Origin of the sequence: Flavobacterium sp. NRK F7 (assembly GCF_024054195.1) — a bacterium.
In the GTDB taxonomy this organism is placed as follows: domain Bacteria; phylum Bacteroidota; class Bacteroidia; order Flavobacteriales; family Flavobacteriaceae; genus Flavobacterium.
The window spans coordinates 1-367 of sequence record NZ_JAMXLB010000012.1 but is presented as its reverse complement, the minus strand read 5'-3'; the positions used below and the strand labels follow the sequence as shown (position 1 = coordinate 367).

At 28.6% G+C, this 367-nt stretch carries 1 protein-coding gene; it reads left to right on the top strand.

Annotated features, from left to right (window positions below; translation table 11 throughout):
* On the top strand, positions 1-300 hold a 300-nt coding region (locus NHF47_RS17085; RefSeq protein WP_252766127.1), incomplete at its 5' end, for a hypothetical protein.
* Between the last annotated feature and the right edge of the window lie 67 nt (positions 301-367).

The window sequence follows — 367 nt, the reverse complement described above, 5'->3', positions numbered from 1 at the left end:
GAATCAGGTAGAAAACAACTAAGTAAACTAAAAGGAAGTTTATATGGTATTCAATTCATTATGACCGACAATAAAAAACCAATAATGACAGGTTACTTATGGAATGATTTTTCACCTTATTGGTCTAATTGGAATACTATTTCTTACTCCACAGATTTTAATAAAAAAAAGAAAAATAGAATTTTTAAAGGAATTGGAAGACAAGATTTGTTGGGACAACCTATAAATTTCTCAAATTATACAGATCTTTTGATTGCATTTAAAGAATCTAATCGCTTAAAAGAAAAAGCTAGCCGCTAACAGTGGTTTTGCTAGATTGCGAAAAATGTGCAAAAAATCACATTTTTCTCTCGCAAGAAATTTTATC